We start from the raw sequence: 17,796 nt of genomic DNA, 5'->3' as shown, positions 1-17,796 counted from the left end.
CTTAAATAATTTAATAGGGTAGTGGGCAGCGTTAATGGCAAGAAACAATGCAACAGTCCGTTCAACTATATGACGGGCAATCGTTTCCCAATTATAGAAAAAATGACGCTGTCCGAATCGAAGGTTAATCTAAAAAATCATTTTATTAGATTAATTGCCATGTCGAAATCAAGGATTAATCTAAAAAGCCATTTTATTAGATTAATTGCCAGGTAGAAACCAAGGATTAATCTTAAAAGCCATTTTTATTAGATTAATGGTAATGCAAAACTAAGAGATTAATCTAAAATATCAATTTCACTGAATGAGGTGTATACAATTGACAGTCTCTCAGGAATTACAGGCAGATCTTGTTATTGTTGGCGGCGGGCTAGGCGGAAGTTCAGCCGCACTATCCGCGCTCCAATCTGGCAAAACGGTCATTTTAACCGAGGAAACGAAATGGATTGGCGGACAAATTACAAGCCAGGGTGTCCCGCCGGATGAACATCCATGGATTGAAAGCTTTGGTGCAACAAGAAACTACCGGACCTTTAGAAGGAAGGTTAGAGACTACTATTTGAATCATTTCCCTGTGAAAAATAACTACCGGTTCAGTGATCAATTCAATCCTGGCAATGCGATCGTCAGTACGATAAGCCATGAACCTCGAGTAGCATTACGTGTTCTCTATGATATGCTGGCGCCTTTTCTGCATAGCGGGAAGCTCACTTTGTTAACAGAGTATAAAATTGTTCATGCTGAAACAGAAAACGACCAGGTACTTGCGGTTACCGTCCGCCACTCAATTACGGGCCAGTCAATTCTATTAAAGGGAAGCTACTTTTTGGATGCTACTGAAATGGGTGATGTATTGCCGCTTGCCAATGTTGAGTATGTAATTGGTGCAGAATCACAGGCGGAAACCGGCGAGGCACATGCGCCAAAAGGTGATCCGGAGCCCTCCAATATGCAGGCGTTTACATATTGCTTTGCTATTGATTATATCGAAGGTGAAGACCATACAATTGAAAAACCTGTCCAATACGAGTTCTGGAAAGAGTATCAGGCTGACTTTTGGCCTGCGAAGCAATTAAGCTGGTGGGGTGTAGTCCCTTATACATTGGAACCAATAGAATATTCTTTTTTTTATGAGCCGGAACGCTTTTCGCTCTGGAATTACCGCAGAGTAATCGATAAAACAAATTTTGAACCAGGGACCTTTGAAAGTGATATAACGATAGTCAATTGGCCGCAGAATGATTATTGGCTGGGGCCTGTAATCGATGTATCTGAAGATCAGAAGGAAAAGCATTTATTCAATGCTAAACAGTTAAGCTTATCGCTGCTGTATTGGCTGCAAACTGAAGCACCGAGGCCTGACGGAGGGTACGGCTACCCGGGAATCCGCTTAAGAAAAGATGTATTAGGTACTGAAGATGGATTAGCTATGTATCCATACATCCGCGAATCCCGCAGGATAAAAGCTGAATTTACCGTGAAAGAACAGCATATAAGCGGGGAAATCGAGGGTAAGGACAGTGCCACGTTTTTTGAGGATAGTGTTGGCATTGGCTGTTATCGCTTAGACCTTCATCCAAGTACAGGTATGAATACGTATATTGATATTTCATCCCATCCATTCCAGATTCCACTCGGGAGTTTGATACCAATTCGCGTACAAAATTTGCTGCCTGCCTGTAAAAACATTGGAACGACACATTTATCGAATGGTTCTTACCGTCTTCATCCGGTTGAATGGAATATTGGTGAGGCGGCAGGCCACCTGGCTGCTTACTGCATCGATCACGGTATCAGCCCGCGAGAGGTGAGGAATAACGGGCGACGATTAAAGGATTTTCAGGACAGATTAGTAAAAGCCGGGATTGAACTTGAGTGGCCAAAAATTCATAAAGTATGAATGGAGTGAATAATAGTGATAGCTCTTGTTGACAAAAGCAAGCAAATGAACGATTTTGTTGATTTTACCAACTTCTTCAGGGATATTGGCCAGCTGATGGATGAGGATTTACTAAACTATAAGTTTATTTTTATAAATGGCAACGACAACGGTGTACCCTTGAAATTGCCTTATGAATTAGTTGAGAAGCTATGGGATTTTGTCGACAATGGCGGCATCCTATATGGGGAAATGATCAATTGTGATGATTTTCCGACTTCGCGGCTTTTTGGGTTCAAGCAGGATTTTAACGTGACCAATCGCCGTCTTGAAAAATTAGTCATATCAAAGGATAGCGATTTTTGTAAGAAAGGCCAGCTGCTCGAATGGCACGGCCCTTTTATAACCGGTTTTGCATTTGATATTACTTTCGATATCGAAAGACTGATGGATATTGGCCATTTTAGAGAAACTCATAGCACGGAAGCGACAGGGGATTATCCAGCCATCATTGCCAAAAAACACGGGGAAGGGAAAGCTATCTATTCAGCCATTTCCTTTTTAGGTAATGAACAGTCATGGACATTGCGTCCAAATTGGTTATGGAATGATGTTATAAATTGGCTGAAATCTGACTATCAATTGCCAATTAAGGATATACAGCCAATTATTGAGCTATCAAAGAATACTGATATTGAAAAAAACCTTGAAAAGGGTGTGAACTGGTTTTTAACATCGGGCATCTTGCCGAAGGATGATGGAAGTCTCGGAGTTTATGAAAATGTTCATTCAATCCGGAGCGAAATTAGTAAAGATTTAAGGCCGGATTGCCACGCCCATACAGCACTGCTGTTTTACTTATATGGAGAATATACGAAAGAAAAGAAATGGACAGATCTATCAGCGAATTTGCTGGCCTATTTGTTCGAAGAAGGCTATCAGGATACCGACCCTGATTCAGTCACCTATGGTTTTTGGAAGTGGTTCCAAAGTCCAAAAAAGAAACCGGATCAAATTTTTTCAGATGATAATGGCTGGGTGGCACTTGTTCTATTATATCTTTACCGTAAAACAGGAAAGGAAGAATACAAGGAGAGAGGCCTATTAACGGCGTATGCTCTTTTAAACACGCAAAATAAGAATGGGCTTCGTCCAGAATGTATCCGAGAAAAGGAACTGCTTGATAACGGAACTTCCTTTTTCAAAAATTCCACTGCGGCAAGTATGAACCCGCATTTTGAATCAATCGTTCATGCAGCATTCATTCAAGCTTATATTGTTTCAAAGGATGAACGATTTAAACAAGCGGCCTATCAAGGCAGTTTGGAATTGCTGAAGAATAAAGAGAATTTAAAGTATATGTATAGCAAAACAGCGGGATACAGCAGGTTCCTCCTGTCACTAACGCAAATGTATGCCATTAGTAAAGATGAAACAATTCGCCGGGGATTAGACGAAGTAATTGAGTACTTATCAGCAAATCAACATGAGCAGGGCGGAATTGAGGAAAGTGATAATCCTGACCCGGAACGATATGGTTTTGAAGATACGGGCGTTTTTCAATTTAATAATGAAGGTATTGCCGATCAGTTATATACGAATAACTTCCTGGTTATGAACGCGTGGGAGGCTAGTAAAGCGACTGGCGATCCGGCAATTAAAGATTTGCATGAGAAGTTAGTTAGCTTTATATCTGACATTCAAATCACTTCGGCAAAAAAAGAATTCGATGGCGGCTGGATGCGTTCCTTCCATTTGGAACGCGGCGAGTATTTTGGCAATAATGGTGATACGGGCTGGGGAGCATATGTTATTGAAAGTGGCTGGACGAATGCCATTATCTTATCAGGTCTTCTTTTAAGCGAAATGAATCAATCGCTACTTGATTAAGTTGAACTACTCCACCTTAATATCTGACGAAATTTGAAGATGGAGATTCCTGCGAACACCAATGCATCCACCGGTTATTTAGCAGGCTATCCCTATCGCACCGACAGTTAGCAGTACAAATGGCTTAGCAGCCTCCTGCGGTGATGCTCTATCCTGTACATTTGAACTCGCTGCATGTTTCTACTTTGCTTGGTTTTCGCTACTTCGATACGTGCAGGGCGAATGATGCTTGGATATTTTACGTGACAAAGCCTTTCTTGTCACAACCCCAAATACCCAGTTTTCAAAGAACAATTTGTACAGGAATATTATACCATTTGAACGTATGTTTTGACTATCGCCAACTGACAATCATTTCCCACTACTCATTGGGCTACGACTTTCACATTCCTTGAAGTGGGAGTATTCTGGCGGAAAATGATAAAAAGGGAATCTGAGGAGGTACCTATTTGTCTGATATTCAATGTACTATTTTAAATGAAAATCCAGTGGTAAGGTTTGCGAAAGACGAGTTGATAAAATACGCGGAACCGGTTCAACAAACGATTCCTTTTTCATTTGTTATAGGGGTCTATCAGGATTTTCTAGAAAGGAATCTCATCGACGAAAATACAAACGCTGAAGGGTCTGCCGATACCTTTCAGGTGTTGGAAAAAGACAGTGAAATGTATATTATCGGATCTAACCCGCGTTCGGTGCTGTTTGGTGTATATCATATATGTAAAAAACTGTTCGGATATAAGTGGGCTAGTTTTCTATCAAAAGATACACTTAATTATATTGGAAATAATGCCGATACCGCTGGAATGATTAGTGGGAAAATGAAGAGAAGAGGCTTGGTCCTTGAAAACTATGAGGATACTGATTTTCTTCTGCAGTTAATTGACTGGTCAGCTAAACACTATATTAATGAACTATTCTTTACTTTTATGTTATGGGACAAGATAAAGCATGCAGTGGCAGAAGAGATTGAAAAGCGAGGGCTGATGATAACCCTGGGCGGGCATAGCATGCATTACCTTTTAAGCGAAAGTTCAGCATCCGAGAAAAAACAAATTGATTTTTCTAATGATGGATGGAAGAGTGTCGTCATAGACAAAATCAAAGGCTATTGTAGTGAATCAAGCTCGATAAAACGGATATCGTTATGGCCGGCGGATGTGGGGATAGAGGATGATCAGCACTTTTTGACTCATTATATTGAGTTTACGGAACAATTAAAAAAGCAGCTGCCTAATATTAGTGTCGAACATATCGCTTATAATGCAGGGCTATCATGGGAAATGTTAGAGCTACCCGATGAGGAGGAAAGCTCTAAATCTGTTGATACATTATTTGCTTTTTGGGGCAGGAATTATCAACAATCCTTCATGAAGGAGGAAAGAGCATACGAAGCATTACAAAAATGGCGGAGCGTTACTAATGCGAGCGATAAAGAGTTAACGATTTTTGAGTATTATAGCGATCATTTCATGTTAGGCGATCTTTTTCCTCCTTTATTTCAAAGAATTAGGGATGACATCGAATTTTATTCGCAAATTGGAATCGAGCAAATCGTTAATTTGATTGTTCCGTTCATCCCAAAATCCAATGCGACAAATGAAGACATGGTGTATCCGTGGAAATCGATTCAGTTGATGAATAGTTATTTTTTTGCCCGCTTAAGCTGGGGAGATTCCTTCGAAGATATTGAAAACGATTTTTACGCACAGTTCGGAAACCATGATAGTGAGGTAAAACAAATACTCGGAAAATTGGAAACCGCTCTCTCGAATGTTTCAAAGTGGAACGTTCCTCTATTTCCAAACCGGTTGATTGATCCTGAAAAGGTGGAGGCCTTTGATGGGCTGGAAAAGATTATTAATGAGATAAAAAGCTGGATAAGCGATTTTGAACAACTCAATGGGAAACCAGTAGACAATATTAGCGAACCGAACAGCCTTATTTCTTTTTATGTTCATTTTACCGGGAAAAAATTAAACGCATACCTTTCTGAATGGGAAGCGAAGGCCGGTAAATGACTAAGTTTGGAGGATGAGCATGAAACAACGAATTGTATTTATCGGAGACAGCATCACTTGGTGGGGAAAAAGTGAAGGTGATGATATAGGTACTGGCTATGTTCGTTTAGTTCACGATTATTTAAAGATTACATATCCGGAACGTGATATGGACATGTTCAATAAAGGGATTAGCGGTAACCGGGTGGATGACTTGGCTGAACGGTGGGAGCAGGATGTCGTTTCCCTGCAGCCGGATTTTGTATCGATTTCAATCGGAATTAATGATGTTTGGCGGCAATTCGATAGTCCTGAAATGGTTCAAATATATCCAGACCGGTTTGAAGAAATTTATGAATCCCTGCTTACAAACCTCAAAGGAAAAACGAATGCAACAATCATATTGATGGAACCAACGGTTATAAATGAAGATATCCAAGCCGAAGGGAATTTGAAGCTGGGCCCGTACGTTAAGATTGTTGATAAATTGGCACGTAAATATCACGGAATCGTTGTACCGACACATCAGGAATTTATCAACTATTTAAAGCATGGCAATCGACAACCACTAACAATTGATGGTGTCCACATGAACAGCATGGGTAATATGTTAATGGCAAAGACTTGGATAAAGGCAACCCAGCATTTGTTCAGCCAGAATAGGAACGGCCAATCAGTGGGGTAAAACACTGCTGCCTTTCTGGCAAACCGCTTCATTGTTTGGTCCTTCTGCTGTATAGTTAAGATATGTCTATAAAGGTCGAACTATATTAGCGGTGGGATGAAAGGGGACAATCAATGAGCAGGATTGTGTTATCGACGGAGAGTGGCGCGGATTTACCAAAGGATTTAACGGATAAATATGCTATTGAGGTTGTACCGATGCATGTGATTATGGATGATAAGGATTATCCGGATGGTTCATTACCGGTTGAGCATATTTATGATTATTATGAGCGGACGAAAAAAATACCCTCTACAACAGCTACGAATGTACATGAGTACCAGGAGTTTTTTTCGAGGATAAAAGCTGAACATCCAGGCTGCACGATTATTCATGTTGGCTATACATCAAAGGCATCGTCTTCCTTTCAAAATGCAGTGATTGCAGCCGAGGAATTCCAGAACCTATTTCTCATTGACGCTTTGAACGTGACTGGCGGATTATTGGCCGTTGTAATGTATGCTGCTACCTTGTTGGAGAGTGAACCTGAGATTGAACCAGCCCGCTTGATTGAAAAAATAGAAACAGTGATTCCCAAGTCGAAGCTTGCCTTCACTCCGGGAAGCCTTGATTTTTTAAGAGCCGGTGGCCGTGTAAGCAATATTGCTTATCTTGGCGGGGCTTTGCTGAAAATAAAGCCGTGCATCGAACTGATCGATGGAAAGCTTGTTTCTACTAAAAAATTCCGCGGGAAGATGAACGTCGTTGCTGAGAAACTCTTGCGCGAATATTTAACAGAGTACAATATTGATAGAAGTCAGCTTTACCTTATTTACTCGCTCGGACTCGATGACAGCATTAAGCAGAGGGCTGAGGAAATTGCCAGGGAATCTGGTTTTGAAAATATTAGATGGATTCAAGCTGGGGCGATGATATCCACGCATGCCGGGCCCGGTGGATTTGGGGTTGCGGGGTTAGAATTGTAGGGCGAGTGTAAAAACCGATTTAGAAGGTAATATAAACAACCGTACGGAGAAAAAGTTAAGGCTGCGGTCGATTAGAAGGCAGTATAAACGATCGTACGAAGAAAAAGTTGAGGCAGCGCGAGCCCAACAACGAGAACGAATTTAACAAGAGAGCAATTTTAGGGGGTGGCCAAAAGTCGCCCTCTTTTGGTGTTCGGGCGGCTAAGGAATTTTTATTTTCGAATAGGGGTTTTCTGGATATTTATGTTAAAATTATTTTGAGGGTATTGTTCGACTGATTGTTTTTAATAAGGGTTAATGGGGGTGTGCGAATGGCTAAGGATTTGGTGTATTATTTTTTAGCATTCGTATTTTTCGTTATTTATACGATTATTATGAGCCGGATTTTTGTTATTATAGGCAATCTCGAAATGCTTGCCCCGTATGGTCTGCTTATATTCCTCTTCCAGCTATTTTTTACAGTCGTAATTGCCATACCGGCCTCGGTACTGACCACCAAAAAAGTAGTTAATATCATTCGAAGTTAAAAGTAGATATATGTACTTGTGATAGTGAAAATGCGGGAATTGTGTCTTTCGTTTTTAGAAGCCTCTTTTCTAAGTAGTTCTATTAGCTAAATTGATAATACTTATTGCACAAAAAACGCTTGGAATTCTCCAAGCGTTTTTATTTACTGCTTTCATATAAATTTAAGCTTCAATTTGTTTGTAGCGTTGTTCTGCTGCAGCTTTTCGCCCGTGGAGCTGGTAATAGAGGAATACCAAACTTAGGACAATGGCCGCAAGGATGAGGTACATGCCGCGAAAACCGACGAGTGGGACGATGAGCCCGATAATGTAAGGACCGATCCCCATACCGCCGTCAAGGCAGATATAGAATGTTGAAATCGCAAGGGCAATTCTGTTATGCGGCGCTACTTTTACAGCAACTGTCTGCAAACTCGACATCAAGGTTCCAAATCCAAACGCAAGAAGGGCACCTGCGAGAAGCAGTGTTAGGCCATTCTGCGCGATACCGACCAATAACAGGCTAATTGCGAACATGATAAGCGACGGATAGATAACCGTGTTTTCACCTCGACTGTCAAAGAGTTTGCCGGCAATTGGCCTGGATATGAACAGGAAGATGGCGTAAACCACAAAGAAAAAAGCAGCGGCATTGGTCAAATCGATTTCAATTGCATAAGAGTTGATAAAGGAGACAACGCTCGAATAACCAATACCGGCAATAACCATGATCAGTGATACAGGTACGGCTGACATTTCAAAAAAGTCACCTGGCTTGAATCCACTTTTTAAAAGGGCACGGTCCTGGACGGTTAGCTTAGGTTCCTTTACATGTCCAAGCATCGCTGAGCCCAGCGCCAGGATACTGAAGATTACTCCCCCCAAGAAGATGGCATTATAGCCATAGTTCGTGGAAAGAAATAATGCGAGAAAAGGTCCAACCGCAGTAGCCAATGCGGAACTTAGTGAAAAGTAGCCATTGCCTTCACCGCGGCGTGCGATTGGTAAGGAATCCATGGCAGCAGTTGCCAGAACAGTAGATACAACTCCAAATGCCAGGCCATGAACAAAACGGATGACAAACAACAGGGCTAAACTTTCTACAGGAAAATAAAGAAGTGAGCTAATCAAAAAGAGGACAAGCCCTCCATACAGTGTTTTCTTGCGGCCGATGACATCGACGTATTTTCCAGCGATGAGTCTTGAGAAAACTGCGCCAATGATAAAAATACTTGCAGCCAGTCCCGCGCTGCTTTGTGAAGATTGAAATGTTTTGACCGCATATAAAGCCATAGAAGTCATGAGCAAATAAAATGTTAATGAGATAAAGAAATTCGATGTTATAAGGACGATGAAATCCTTCGTCCAGATTTTTTCTTGTTGCATTGCATTAGTCCTTTCTATCTGCGTATACCCGGTGAAGTATATCTTGTATTTGGTGAATTGTGCGGATCATGGTTTCAACGTCGGCCGTTTCAAGATTATCAAGTTCTTTCAGGACTTGATTGCGGTATGGCAGGACACGATCGTTGAAATACTGTTCGCCTTGAGAGGTCATTCTAATTTGGACTACCCGTTTATCGATTGGAGGCCGGTATTTTTCGACGAGCTGCTGACCTTCCATTTCTTTGAGAAGCTTTGTCATATTAGGCAGAAGGATATCCAGTCCGGAACTAAGGTCAGATACCCGAGCGGCACCTTGTTCTTCCTGGAGGCGGTGGATCATATAGAGAACCCGGTGGTAAATCGGCTTCATTCTTTGTTTTAAGGGAGGGAGTGCGTCATATGAATTTTTTGCCGCAACCAGGCTATCCATTACCCGATCAAACAGCCTTACATCATTCTTCATCCTAAACCACCTTTAACACGTTATAAAACATAATTATAAATTATAACTAAATTACAGGAGATAAGCAAGGGGTGGTTCCTTTTTGGGGTGAGACCCTTACCCTAGGGGGTAGGGGTCTCACCCCTTTACCATTAAACCCTGAGACAGTCAAAAGCGGACTATAACACTAAAGTGAAAATTTAATGCCTCTTCTATTAAACTTTTGATATCATTGGGTTAATAACAGTGAAGCTAAAAATTTATCTAAGGTGGAGAGACATGAAGGATCGGATTGCGATTTCCTGGAGCGGTGGCAAGGATAGCTGTTTTGCCCTCTATAAGGTTTTGCAAAGTGGCAACTATATTGTGGACAGTTTATTTACAACAATTGTTGAAGAGGATCACCGGATCAGCAGTCATGGCGTGAAGGAGAGCCTGCTGGAGAAACAAGCGGATAGCCTAGGTTTACCGCTAAGAAAAATGTACGTTCCCAGGGAATGCCCTAACCATGTTTATCAGGAGAAAATGGCCAGTATGCTTGAATCGTTAAAAAAAGATGGAGTGACCTCGGTGGTGTTCGGTGATATCTTTTTGGAAGATATTAAAGAATACCGGGAACATACCGTTAACAAACATGGCTTGAAAGGTGTATTCCCGCTATGGAATGAAGATACAGAGGAAATCATAAAAGAATTCATTTCCCTCGGGTTTCAAACGATTACCACTTGCATAGATAGTGAAAAATTAGGCAGTGAATTCCTCGGAAGGCTTCTCGATTGGGATTTTCTCAAAGCCTTGCCTCCAACCGCAGACCCATGCGGGGAAAACGGAGAATTTCACACGTTTTGTTTTGCCGGGCCCATTTTTAAAACAAACGTTGAGTTCACTATTGGCAGTAAACTGGAAAATGGAAGGTTTCACTATTGCGATCTGATATAGGGGTCTGACCCTTACCCCTCGGGGTAAAGGTCGCCCCCTCTCTATTTGGGTTTTATTTGTTCCAATCCTTTGGTGAAAAAGTTATACTTAGATAGGATGAAGCGTGTTTAATAAGTTAAAAGGGGTGTTTATGTGGATATCGGACTTGTTTTGGTTATTATTGTAATTATAGTTGCACTGATTTCTACACTGCTTTTAGCCGGTAAGGCGGATGAGAATTATAGTAAGTCTACCAAGAGAAATACGACAAACTTATTGATTATTTATGGTGTTGTGATCTTTTTATCGCTGGTTGCTGTTGGTGTGTATATTTATTGGGTTGTTTAGTGTTTTTTTAATAATATGAATGAAATAATAGGGAGCGAATGATTATGACCTGGGGTATAATCCTGGCAATTGTTCTTTTTAGTCTTTTTAAAATTGTCGTCACCTGCCTGCCCACAGATGTGATTAACTGGATGACCGGTAAGTTTGAAACACATTCAAAGCTGGATAGCAGAAGTGCCACGGTTTTGTATAAAGGGCAAGTGCTGGAGGAAGAGAAGAAAGCAACACTTATTAGTGCTTTTAATGAATCTGTTTTTAAAGAAAAACACTATGTATGGCCTGGCACAGAGGATACGTATTTGAACCCCGAGAGCGGTGTTCAGCCAATTATCGTTGATGCGAAAACCGGGAAACATTCTGCTGAACTTTATGTGTTTCCGTACGCGGACCGAATTGATGTTGTGAAAAAGTCAAAAAAGAAACTTATTGCATACAGCCTCTTCTCAGATAAATTTCCACTAAACCCGCTTTAAGGAAGCAAGGGAAAGTTCCCTGCTTCCTATTTTTTTGGATGCGATCCTTTTTACAATCATTTCGTAATAGGGCTCTTCCTGCTTTGTGTCTTCGAACATTTCATGTCCTTATACTCAAAGCCAATTGTTTATAAGATTTTAAGGGAACCAGTGTTGTCCGGGTCGGCTGACGCAAAGATTGTTACTGTTCCAGGATGTTTTTTTGCAAGCTCCACACATGCAGCAGCTGCTTCGGTTGCGAAACCTTTGCCCCATGCTGACTTTGAGAAATGGTAAATTAATTTGGATGTTTCCGGAGTGTCATGTACATTAAATCCTGCAGCACCCATAACCTTTCCAGATTCCTTATCCACAACCGCGTATACCTAAAGGCCTTTTCCCGCATGGCAGGCTGCATAAGCTCCGAGCGCTTTCGCAGATGCTCATGAGGGACGGCGCCGTTACATTGCTTCATTACTTTCTTGTCTCCCCAAAAGTCCTAGGTATGCTCAACATCCTCCGCCTCAAAAATCCTTACTAGCAGACGTTCCGTTTCAGCAATTACACCCATACAAATCCTCCATATTTCGATCTGCATAATCCAAACGTTCTTTCCATAAATGCGCTACCTAAAAGAAGAAGAATCATTTCGGAAAAATTACTCATGACAGACTAGCATTGGCTTGAAAATCTATCTGCATGGTTTTCCATTTATACATAATTGTTTGATTATAAATTGATTTGTAGGATGTAAAATTAAAGGGTTAATCAATCCTTGTGAAGAAATAAATATCAATTTGACAAGACCATGAACTATCTTTGGAGGTAGTGGGAATGTATAAAAAAATTGCCTTGGCAACGGATGGGTCCCAACATGCAATAAGAGCTACCGAAAATGCACTACAAATTGCAAAATGTAGTTCGAATTCGAAGTTAGAGATTCTCTATGTAGCCGATCATGACAAGGTCAAATCGGAAGTACTGGCTAATTGGAATTCAGCTGGTTTAGAAGACAGTCGGAAAAAACGGTTAAGGCAAGTAAAAAAAATGGCTGAAAATGCAGGTGTTTCTTATAATATAAAAATACTTCATGGTGACCCTGGCCCCGCAATCGTTGATTACGTAAACCGTAACAAGTTTGAAATAGTGGTTATAGGGAGTAGAGGATTAAATGCATTGCAAGAGTTTGTATTAGGAAGCGTCAGCCATAAAGTAGCCAAGCGGGCAAATTGCCCGGTATTAATAGTAAAATAACGACTAAACAGGTTTGCCACCAGGCTAACCTGTTTTCTCTGTTTTTGGCAGTGTTTTTTAAAAGAAATATAGTGTTACATAGTAAATGGAAGAAAAACCTTGAATATGTGAGAAAACTTTAAGTTGAGGCGCTTACACCATGTTTCACATTTTAGTCACTATCCTTTATACTGTTTCCTGTTGCCTACGGACCCGACTTTCATGAGAGTTGAAAGTCAAAAATACAAATGATGAAAAGGAGAGATAAAAGGATTGAATTTAACTACAATTAAATCTGCATGGCTGGGAAACGGCAGCATAAAAGGAGAGGTTTTGGCAGGCATAGTTGTTGCCCTCGCTTTGATTCCTGAAGCAATTGCCTTTTCGCTTATTGCCGGGGTTGACCCTATGGTGGGGCTGTATGCCTCGTTTTGTATAGCGTTTACGATTGCGTTTGTTGGTGGCCGGCCGGGGATGATTTCAGCGGCAACTGGTGCAACTGCTTTGTTGATGACCACATTGGTGAGAGACCATGGATTGGAATACTTGCTAGCTGCTACCATTTTGACCGGTGTAATTCAGATTGTTATGGGAGCATTAAAACTAGGACGGCTGATGAAATTTGTTCCCCGATCTGTTATGACTGGCTTCGTTAATGCACTCGCAATCATGATTTTTGCATCCCAATTGCCTCATTTTGTTGGAGAGTCTTGGCAAATGTATGCGATGGTTGCGGGGGCCCTTGCGATTATATATATTCTTCCGCGTTTTACAAAAGCCGTACCATCCCCATTGGTCGCTATTGTGGCCATGACCGCCGTTGCGATTTTTACAGGCAGTGATGTCCGGACAGTTGGAGACATGGGCGAACTAACATCCACACTCCCGGTATTTTTGATTCCTGATATTCCATTTACACTGGAGACACTGCAAATCATCTTTCCCTATTCCTTATCGATAGCCATCGTTGGATTAGTTGAATCACTTCTTACTGCGTCTATCGTTGACGATATGACAGACACTGACTCTGATAAAAACAAAGAAGCACGCGGACAGGGAATCGCCAATATCGTTTCCGGCTTTTTTGGCGGCATGGCGGGTTGTGCGATGATTGGCCAATCTGTTATTAATGTAAAATCGGGTGGACGAGGACGTCTGTCCACTTTGATTGCTGGATCTTTCTTATTGATGCTAATCATTCTGTTTAAGGATTTCCTTGTTCAAATTCCCATGGCTGCATTAGTCGGCGTTATGATCATGGTTTCGATTGGAACATTTGATTGGTCGTTATTTAAGACAGTAAAGAAGGTACCGATTACAGATACTATTGTTATGCTCGTAACAGTTATTACTGTCATGCAGACTCATGATTTATCTAAAGGTGTGTTGGTCGGAATAATTCTAAGCTCAATTTTCTTTGCAGCTAAGATATCCAAAGTGAAGGTTACCAGTATGTCTGCACCGGGATCACATAAAAAGGTATATCATGTATCAGGACAGCTATTCTTTGCTTCTGTTACGGACTTTGTCAACAGCTTTGACTTTAAGGAAGATGTAAAAGAAATTGACCTCGATTTATCGAATGCCCATTTGTGGGATGACTCGGCAGTTGGCGCGATTGATAAAGTTGTTATCAAATACCATCAGAATGGTATAAAGGTAAATCTGAAAGGGTTAAACAAAGAGAGCAATAAATTAATCGAACGGATAGCTACTCACAACAAACCAGGCGGCCTTGAAAAAGTCGCCAGCCATTAAGCAAACAGGGGACGGTTCTACTTTGCGAACCGTCCCCGAGCTTCTTGCGATATATAAGTGAATAGTTATATAATTATATCACTTAGTATGAATGAAAAGAGGTGGATCCGTGCAACAGATAAAGGTGGAAGTAGAAGAAGCTTCGCTGATAATGAAACTTCTTGGTGATCGGACAAGACTTACGATTATGGCCCTTTTGCAAATTAGGGAGCTTTGTGTGTGTGAATTGCTTGAAGTATTTGATATGAGCCAGCCTTCCATTAGCCAGCATCTCCGGAAACTTAAGGATGCCGGACTTGTAAAGGAAGAACGGAAGGGCCAGTGGATTTATTATTCCATTAATACGGATAGTGATGCTTTTCCTCTGGTTGAGAACATCCTACAGTATGTCCCTGAGCAGACGGAAAAAATGCAGCAAATCCTGAAAAGCAATCCAACGATGCGCTGCGGCTGTTAAGTGTTTTTTGAAAAATTCATATGATTAGTTGGAGGTTTGACCTTGGTCTCAACATTACTTGCTTCGTTTATATTTTTAGCAACACTCATCCTGGTCATCTGGCAGCCGAGGAATTTATCGATAGGCTGGTCGGCGTGCGGAGGGGCAGTTCTTGCTCTGCTTGTTGGTGTCGTTGACTTTGCCGATGTCATCGATGTGACCCGGATTGTCTGGAATGCTACCTTTACATTCATTGCGATAATTCTTATTTCATTAATACTTGATGAGATTGGATTTTTTGAATGGGCGGCTTTGCATATGGCAAGGACAGCTAAAGGAAATGGAATTAAATTATTCGTATTCATTTGTATTCTTGGTGCCCTCGTCGCAGCACTGTTTGCGAATGACGGTGCGGCGCTTATCCTTACCCCAATCGTACTGGCAATGGTCAGGAACCTTAAATTTGAGGAGAAAATGATCTTTCCATTTATCATCGCCAGTGGATTTATTGCGGATACGACTTCCTTACCGCTTGTTGTCAGCAATTTGGTCAACATTGTTTCCGCCGACTTTTTCGGCATCGGATTTAATGAATACGCGTCAAGAATGATCGTCCCGAATCTCTTTTCACTAGTGGCCAGCATCCTTGTTCTTTATCTTTACTTTAGAAAAAATCTGCCAAAGAAGTATGAACTGGGTCAGTTAAAGAAGCCTTTGGAGGCCATTAAAGATGAGAAAATGTTCCGCCTTTCTTGGGCTGTTTTAGGCGTACTCCTGGTGGGTTATTTCATTAGTGAATTCCTGAAAATCCCAGTCTCGATTATTGCAGGAATTGTTGCGATTTTCTTTTTGTTCATGGCAAGGAAAAGCCCTGCTGTTAACACTAGAACTGTTGTAAAAGGGGCGCCATGGAATATTGTGTTTTTCTCGATTGGTATGTATGTAGTCGTCTACGGTTTAAGAAACGCCGGTTTAACAGATGTCCTCGCGGATGCAATCCAATGGACCGCTGACCATGGGCTGTTTGCGGCAACCATTGGAATGGGCTTCATTGCAGCTATCCTGTCATCCGTCATGAATAACATGCCGACCGTTATGATTGATGCACTTGCGATTGCCGAGACGAATACTACCGGGATTGTAAGAGAAGCGTTAATTTATGCGAATGTAATTGGATCGGACCTGGGGCCGAAAATTACCCCGATTGGTTCACTTGCCACCTTGCTATGGCTGCACGTCTTGTCGTTAAAAGGAGTCAGGATATCATGGGGCACCTATTTTAAAACAGGAATTGTACTCACGATCCCTACGCTGTTCATTACATTGGTAGGTCTTTATATTTGGCTGACTATACTTTCGTAAAAATCAAACCCAACCCATTTAAGAGTTGAACTGTGAAACAAAGAAAACTAACAAATTAGGCGGTGGAGCGCAGCTGGGAATTCTAACTTTCCCAGCTGGACAAACGGACGGACATGATTCCTAGATTCTCCGAATTAATCCTCTGCAAAGCTCCGCCCCTTTTCCTCAGAAAGGAGATTTTTCTATGTCTAAAAAAACTATTTACTTCTTGTGTACCGGTAACTCCTGCCGCAGCCAGATGGCTGAAGGCTGGGCGAAAAATTATCTTAACAGCGATGAATGGGAAGTCAAAAGTGCAGGCCTCGAAGCACATGGACTGAACCCCAATGCGGTTAAAGCAATGAAAGAAGCGGGCGTTGACATTTCAGCCCATACCTCGGATGTTATTGACCCGGACATCCTGAACAACGCCGATCTTGTGGTAACCCTTTGCGGCCATGCCGCAGACCATTGCCCGGTAACACCTCCGCATGTGAAAAAGGAACACTGGGGCTTTGATGACCCGGCAAAAGCGGAAGGAACCGACGACGAAAAGTGGGCAATCTTCCAGCGCGTCCGCGACGAGATTCGCGACCGCATTAAGACTTTTGCTGAAACTGGAAAGTAAAATTAGCCGAAGCCAATAGCACTCACCAATAGCACTTATTGGACACGTTTCTAGCTCTTTTTAAACCTGAAATGACGCCAATAGCACTTATTGGGCACGTTTCAAGCTTTTTTTTAACCTGAAATGGTGCCAATAGCACTCATTGGACACGTTTCAAGCTCTTTTTAAACCTGAAATGACGCCAATAGCATTTCTCCCTGAAACGGAACGATGTTTATGAAAAGGAGTTTTTTGGAGCTGAGAAATATACTTCGAAACTAGTTCACAGCGAAAAGGGGTTTTAAAGATGGTTATACAAGCTACCATGTCTCCGCATGCGATAGCTGAAGTTTGGGGAAATACAGCCGAACTTTTCAAGAAGCATAATATCCTGCTTTCAAAACTGACCTTAGAAGAACTGACAGAAGGCGAACAGCTCACTTTACTTCTTGAGGAACTCAATTCTGCTGTTGGAAGCTCCGATGCTACATGTATAGTAGGCGGATGACAGATTCCGACTAAGAAGGGGTAGGATACTCCTTTAAAATATGCATAATCAAAGGGCCAATCACTATGTGACTGGCCCTTTTCTTGCTACTCAGCTATGCAGCAGGAATCCTGTAGACTTCTCACAGCATTAATAAAGTTCGTGTATGTCTCGGTTCCATATGCGTTTTTATCATTTCTGAAAAACATCTGAAGCGCCAGATTCCTGGCCTCGTTCACACTGCATTTCCGGAAATTCATGATCAGCCTAAGGTAAGAGAGGAAGTATTCTTTTTTCATCGTACCGCCATGATTGACTGTCATGAACAGCACTTCTCCTCGTCAGTTTCCATTGCAGAGTCCTGCTGTTTCGTCTCACTGCAGCAACTGTCCTTTACTTCTTCAATTTTAATGGTGCAACAGCTTGAGTCTTTGCCAGTTTTCTTAAATAGGTTAAACATCTC

At 41.6% G+C, this 17,796-nt stretch carries 20 protein-coding genes; 15 read left to right on the top strand and 5 right to left on the bottom strand.

Annotation, left to right across the window (positions count from 1 at the left end; genetic code table 11):
• Positions 1-319 precede the first annotated feature (319 nt).
• The 6 genes from AM500_RS17400 (at position 320) to AM500_RS17375 (ending at position 7,946) form a co-directional block, all read left to right on the top strand.
• Positions 320-1,900: an FAD-dependent oxidoreductase gene (locus AM500_RS17400; RefSeq protein WP_231688023.1), complete on the top strand. Its 1,581-nt coding sequence runs from the start codon at positions 320-322 to the stop codon at positions 1,898-1,900.
• A gap of 15 nt (positions 1,901-1,915) precedes the next feature.
• On the top strand, positions 1,916-3,769 hold the full coding sequence (locus AM500_RS17395) for a glycoside hydrolase family protein (protein WP_053600353.1): 1,854 nt from the start codon (positions 1,916-1,918) through the stop codon (positions 3,767-3,769).
• A gap of 449 nt (positions 3,770-4,218) precedes the next feature.
• On the top strand, positions 4,219-5,790 hold the full coding sequence (locus AM500_RS17390) for a hypothetical protein (RefSeq protein WP_053600352.1): 1,572 nt from the start codon (positions 4,219-4,221) through the stop codon (positions 5,788-5,790).
• A 13-nt stretch (positions 5,791-5,803) separates the two neighbouring features.
• Positions 5,804-6,454 carry an SGNH/GDSL hydrolase family protein gene (locus AM500_RS17385; protein WP_053600351.1) on the top strand — a complete coding sequence of 217 codons (651 nt, stop codon included), beginning with the start codon at positions 5,804-5,806 and terminating at the stop codon, positions 6,452-6,454.
• A gap of 113 nt (positions 6,455-6,567) precedes the next feature.
• Positions 6,568-7,419 (top strand): DegV family protein, encoded by an 852-nt coding sequence (locus AM500_RS17380; protein WP_053600350.1) that lies wholly within the window; start codon positions 6,568-6,570, stop codon positions 7,417-7,419.
• Positions 7,420-7,730: 311 nt separating this feature from the next.
• Positions 7,731-7,946, top strand: a complete 216-nt coding sequence (locus AM500_RS17375) for a hypothetical protein (RefSeq protein WP_053600349.1) — start codon at positions 7,731-7,733, stop codon at positions 7,944-7,946.
• 162 nt (positions 7,947-8,108) lie between these two features.
• Here AM500_RS17375 and AM500_RS17370 read toward each other — a convergent pair whose 3' ends face one another.
• Together AM500_RS17370 and AM500_RS17365 are read right to left on the bottom strand one after the other, a co-directional pair.
• A complete protein-coding gene (locus AM500_RS17370; RefSeq protein ID WP_053600348.1) occupies positions 8,109-9,311 on the bottom strand; it encodes an MFS transporter in 1,203 nt (400 codons plus the stop codon).
• 4 nt (positions 9,312-9,315) lie between these two features.
• A complete protein-coding gene (locus AM500_RS17365; RefSeq protein ID WP_053600347.1) occupies positions 9,316-9,774 on the bottom strand; it encodes a MarR family winged helix-turn-helix transcriptional regulator in 459 nt (152 codons plus the stop codon).
• 258 nt (positions 9,775-10,032) lie between these two features.
• On the opposite strand from AM500_RS17365, the gene AM500_RS17360 reads away from it, so the two are divergent.
• From AM500_RS17360 to AM500_RS17350, 3 genes are all read left to right on the top strand, one after another.
• Positions 10,033-10,692 (top strand): Dph6-related ATP pyrophosphatase, encoded by a 660-nt coding sequence (locus AM500_RS17360; protein WP_053600346.1) that lies wholly within the window; start codon positions 10,033-10,035, stop codon positions 10,690-10,692.
• Positions 10,693-10,824: 132 nt separating this feature from the next.
• Positions 10,825-11,019: a hypothetical protein gene (locus tag AM500_RS17355; RefSeq protein WP_053600345.1), complete on the top strand. Its 195-nt coding sequence runs from the start codon at positions 10,825-10,827 to the stop codon at positions 11,017-11,019.
• Between the two features lie 44 nt (positions 11,020-11,063).
• Positions 11,064-11,492: a YfmQ family protein gene (locus AM500_RS17350; RefSeq protein WP_053600344.1), complete on the top strand. Its 429-nt coding sequence runs from the start codon at positions 11,064-11,066 to the stop codon at positions 11,490-11,492.
• Positions 11,493-11,620: 128 nt separating this feature from the next.
• Here AM500_RS17350 and AM500_RS17345 read toward each other — a convergent pair whose 3' ends face one another.
• Positions 11,621-11,845: a GNAT family N-acetyltransferase gene (locus tag AM500_RS17345; protein WP_053600343.1), complete on the bottom strand. Its 225-nt coding sequence runs from the start codon at positions 11,843-11,845 to the stop codon at positions 11,621-11,623.
• A gap of 460 nt (positions 11,846-12,305) precedes the next feature.
• Between AM500_RS17345 and AM500_RS17340 the strand changes: the two genes are divergently transcribed.
• The 6 genes from AM500_RS17340 to AM500_RS17315 all read left to right on the top strand — a co-directional run bounded on the left by AM500_RS17340 (position 12,306) and on the right by AM500_RS17315 (position 17,354).
• Positions 12,306-12,725: a universal stress protein gene (locus AM500_RS17340; RefSeq protein WP_053600342.1), complete on the top strand. Its 420-nt coding sequence runs from the start codon at positions 12,306-12,308 to the stop codon at positions 12,723-12,725.
• 252 nt (positions 12,726-12,977) lie between these two features.
• Entirely contained in the window at positions 12,978-14,462 is a 1,485-nt protein-coding gene (locus AM500_RS17335; RefSeq protein WP_053600341.1) for a SulP family inorganic anion transporter, read from the top strand.
• Positions 14,463-14,571: 109 nt separating this feature from the next.
• A complete protein-coding gene (locus AM500_RS17330; RefSeq protein WP_053600340.1) occupies positions 14,572-14,919 on the top strand; it encodes an ArsR/SmtB family transcription factor in 348 nt (115 codons plus the stop codon).
• A gap of 42 nt (positions 14,920-14,961) precedes the next feature.
• A complete protein-coding gene (locus AM500_RS17325; protein ID WP_053600339.1) occupies positions 14,962-16,260 on the top strand; it encodes an arsenical efflux pump membrane protein ArsB in 1,299 nt (432 codons plus the stop codon).
• A gap of 184 nt (positions 16,261-16,444) precedes the next feature.
• Positions 16,445-16,867: an arsenate reductase (thioredoxin) gene (gene arsC, locus AM500_RS17320; protein WP_053600338.1), complete on the top strand. Its 423-nt coding sequence runs from the start codon at positions 16,445-16,447 to the stop codon at positions 16,865-16,867.
• Between the two features lie 286 nt (positions 16,868-17,153).
• Complete coding sequence (locus AM500_RS17315; RefSeq protein ID WP_053600337.1) at positions 17,154-17,354, top strand: hypothetical protein; 201 nt, start codon at positions 17,154-17,156, stop codon at positions 17,352-17,354.
• Positions 17,355-17,440: 86 nt separating this feature from the next.
• On the opposite strand, the gene AM500_RS17310 is transcribed toward AM500_RS17315, so the two are convergent.
• Positions 17,441-17,656: a hypothetical protein gene (locus tag AM500_RS17310; protein WP_053600336.1), complete on the bottom strand. Its 216-nt coding sequence runs from the start codon at positions 17,654-17,656 to the stop codon at positions 17,441-17,443.
• Positions 17,653-17,793, bottom strand: coding sequence for a hypothetical protein (locus tag AM500_RS25905; RefSeq protein WP_197282610.1), 141 nt, complete (start codon positions 17,791-17,793; stop codon positions 17,653-17,655). The genes AM500_RS17310 and AM500_RS25905 overlap by 4 nt, the downstream gene beginning before the upstream one ends.
• Between the last annotated feature and the right edge of the window lie 3 nt (positions 17,794-17,796).

It is taken from the genome of Bacillus sp. FJAT-18017 (assembly GCF_001278805.1).
Classification (GTDB): Bacteria; Bacillota; Bacilli; order Bacillales; family Cytobacillaceae; genus Bacillus_D.
The sequence above is the reverse complement of the archived record's forward strand: the minus strand, read 5'-3'. Positions and strand labels throughout refer to the sequence as shown.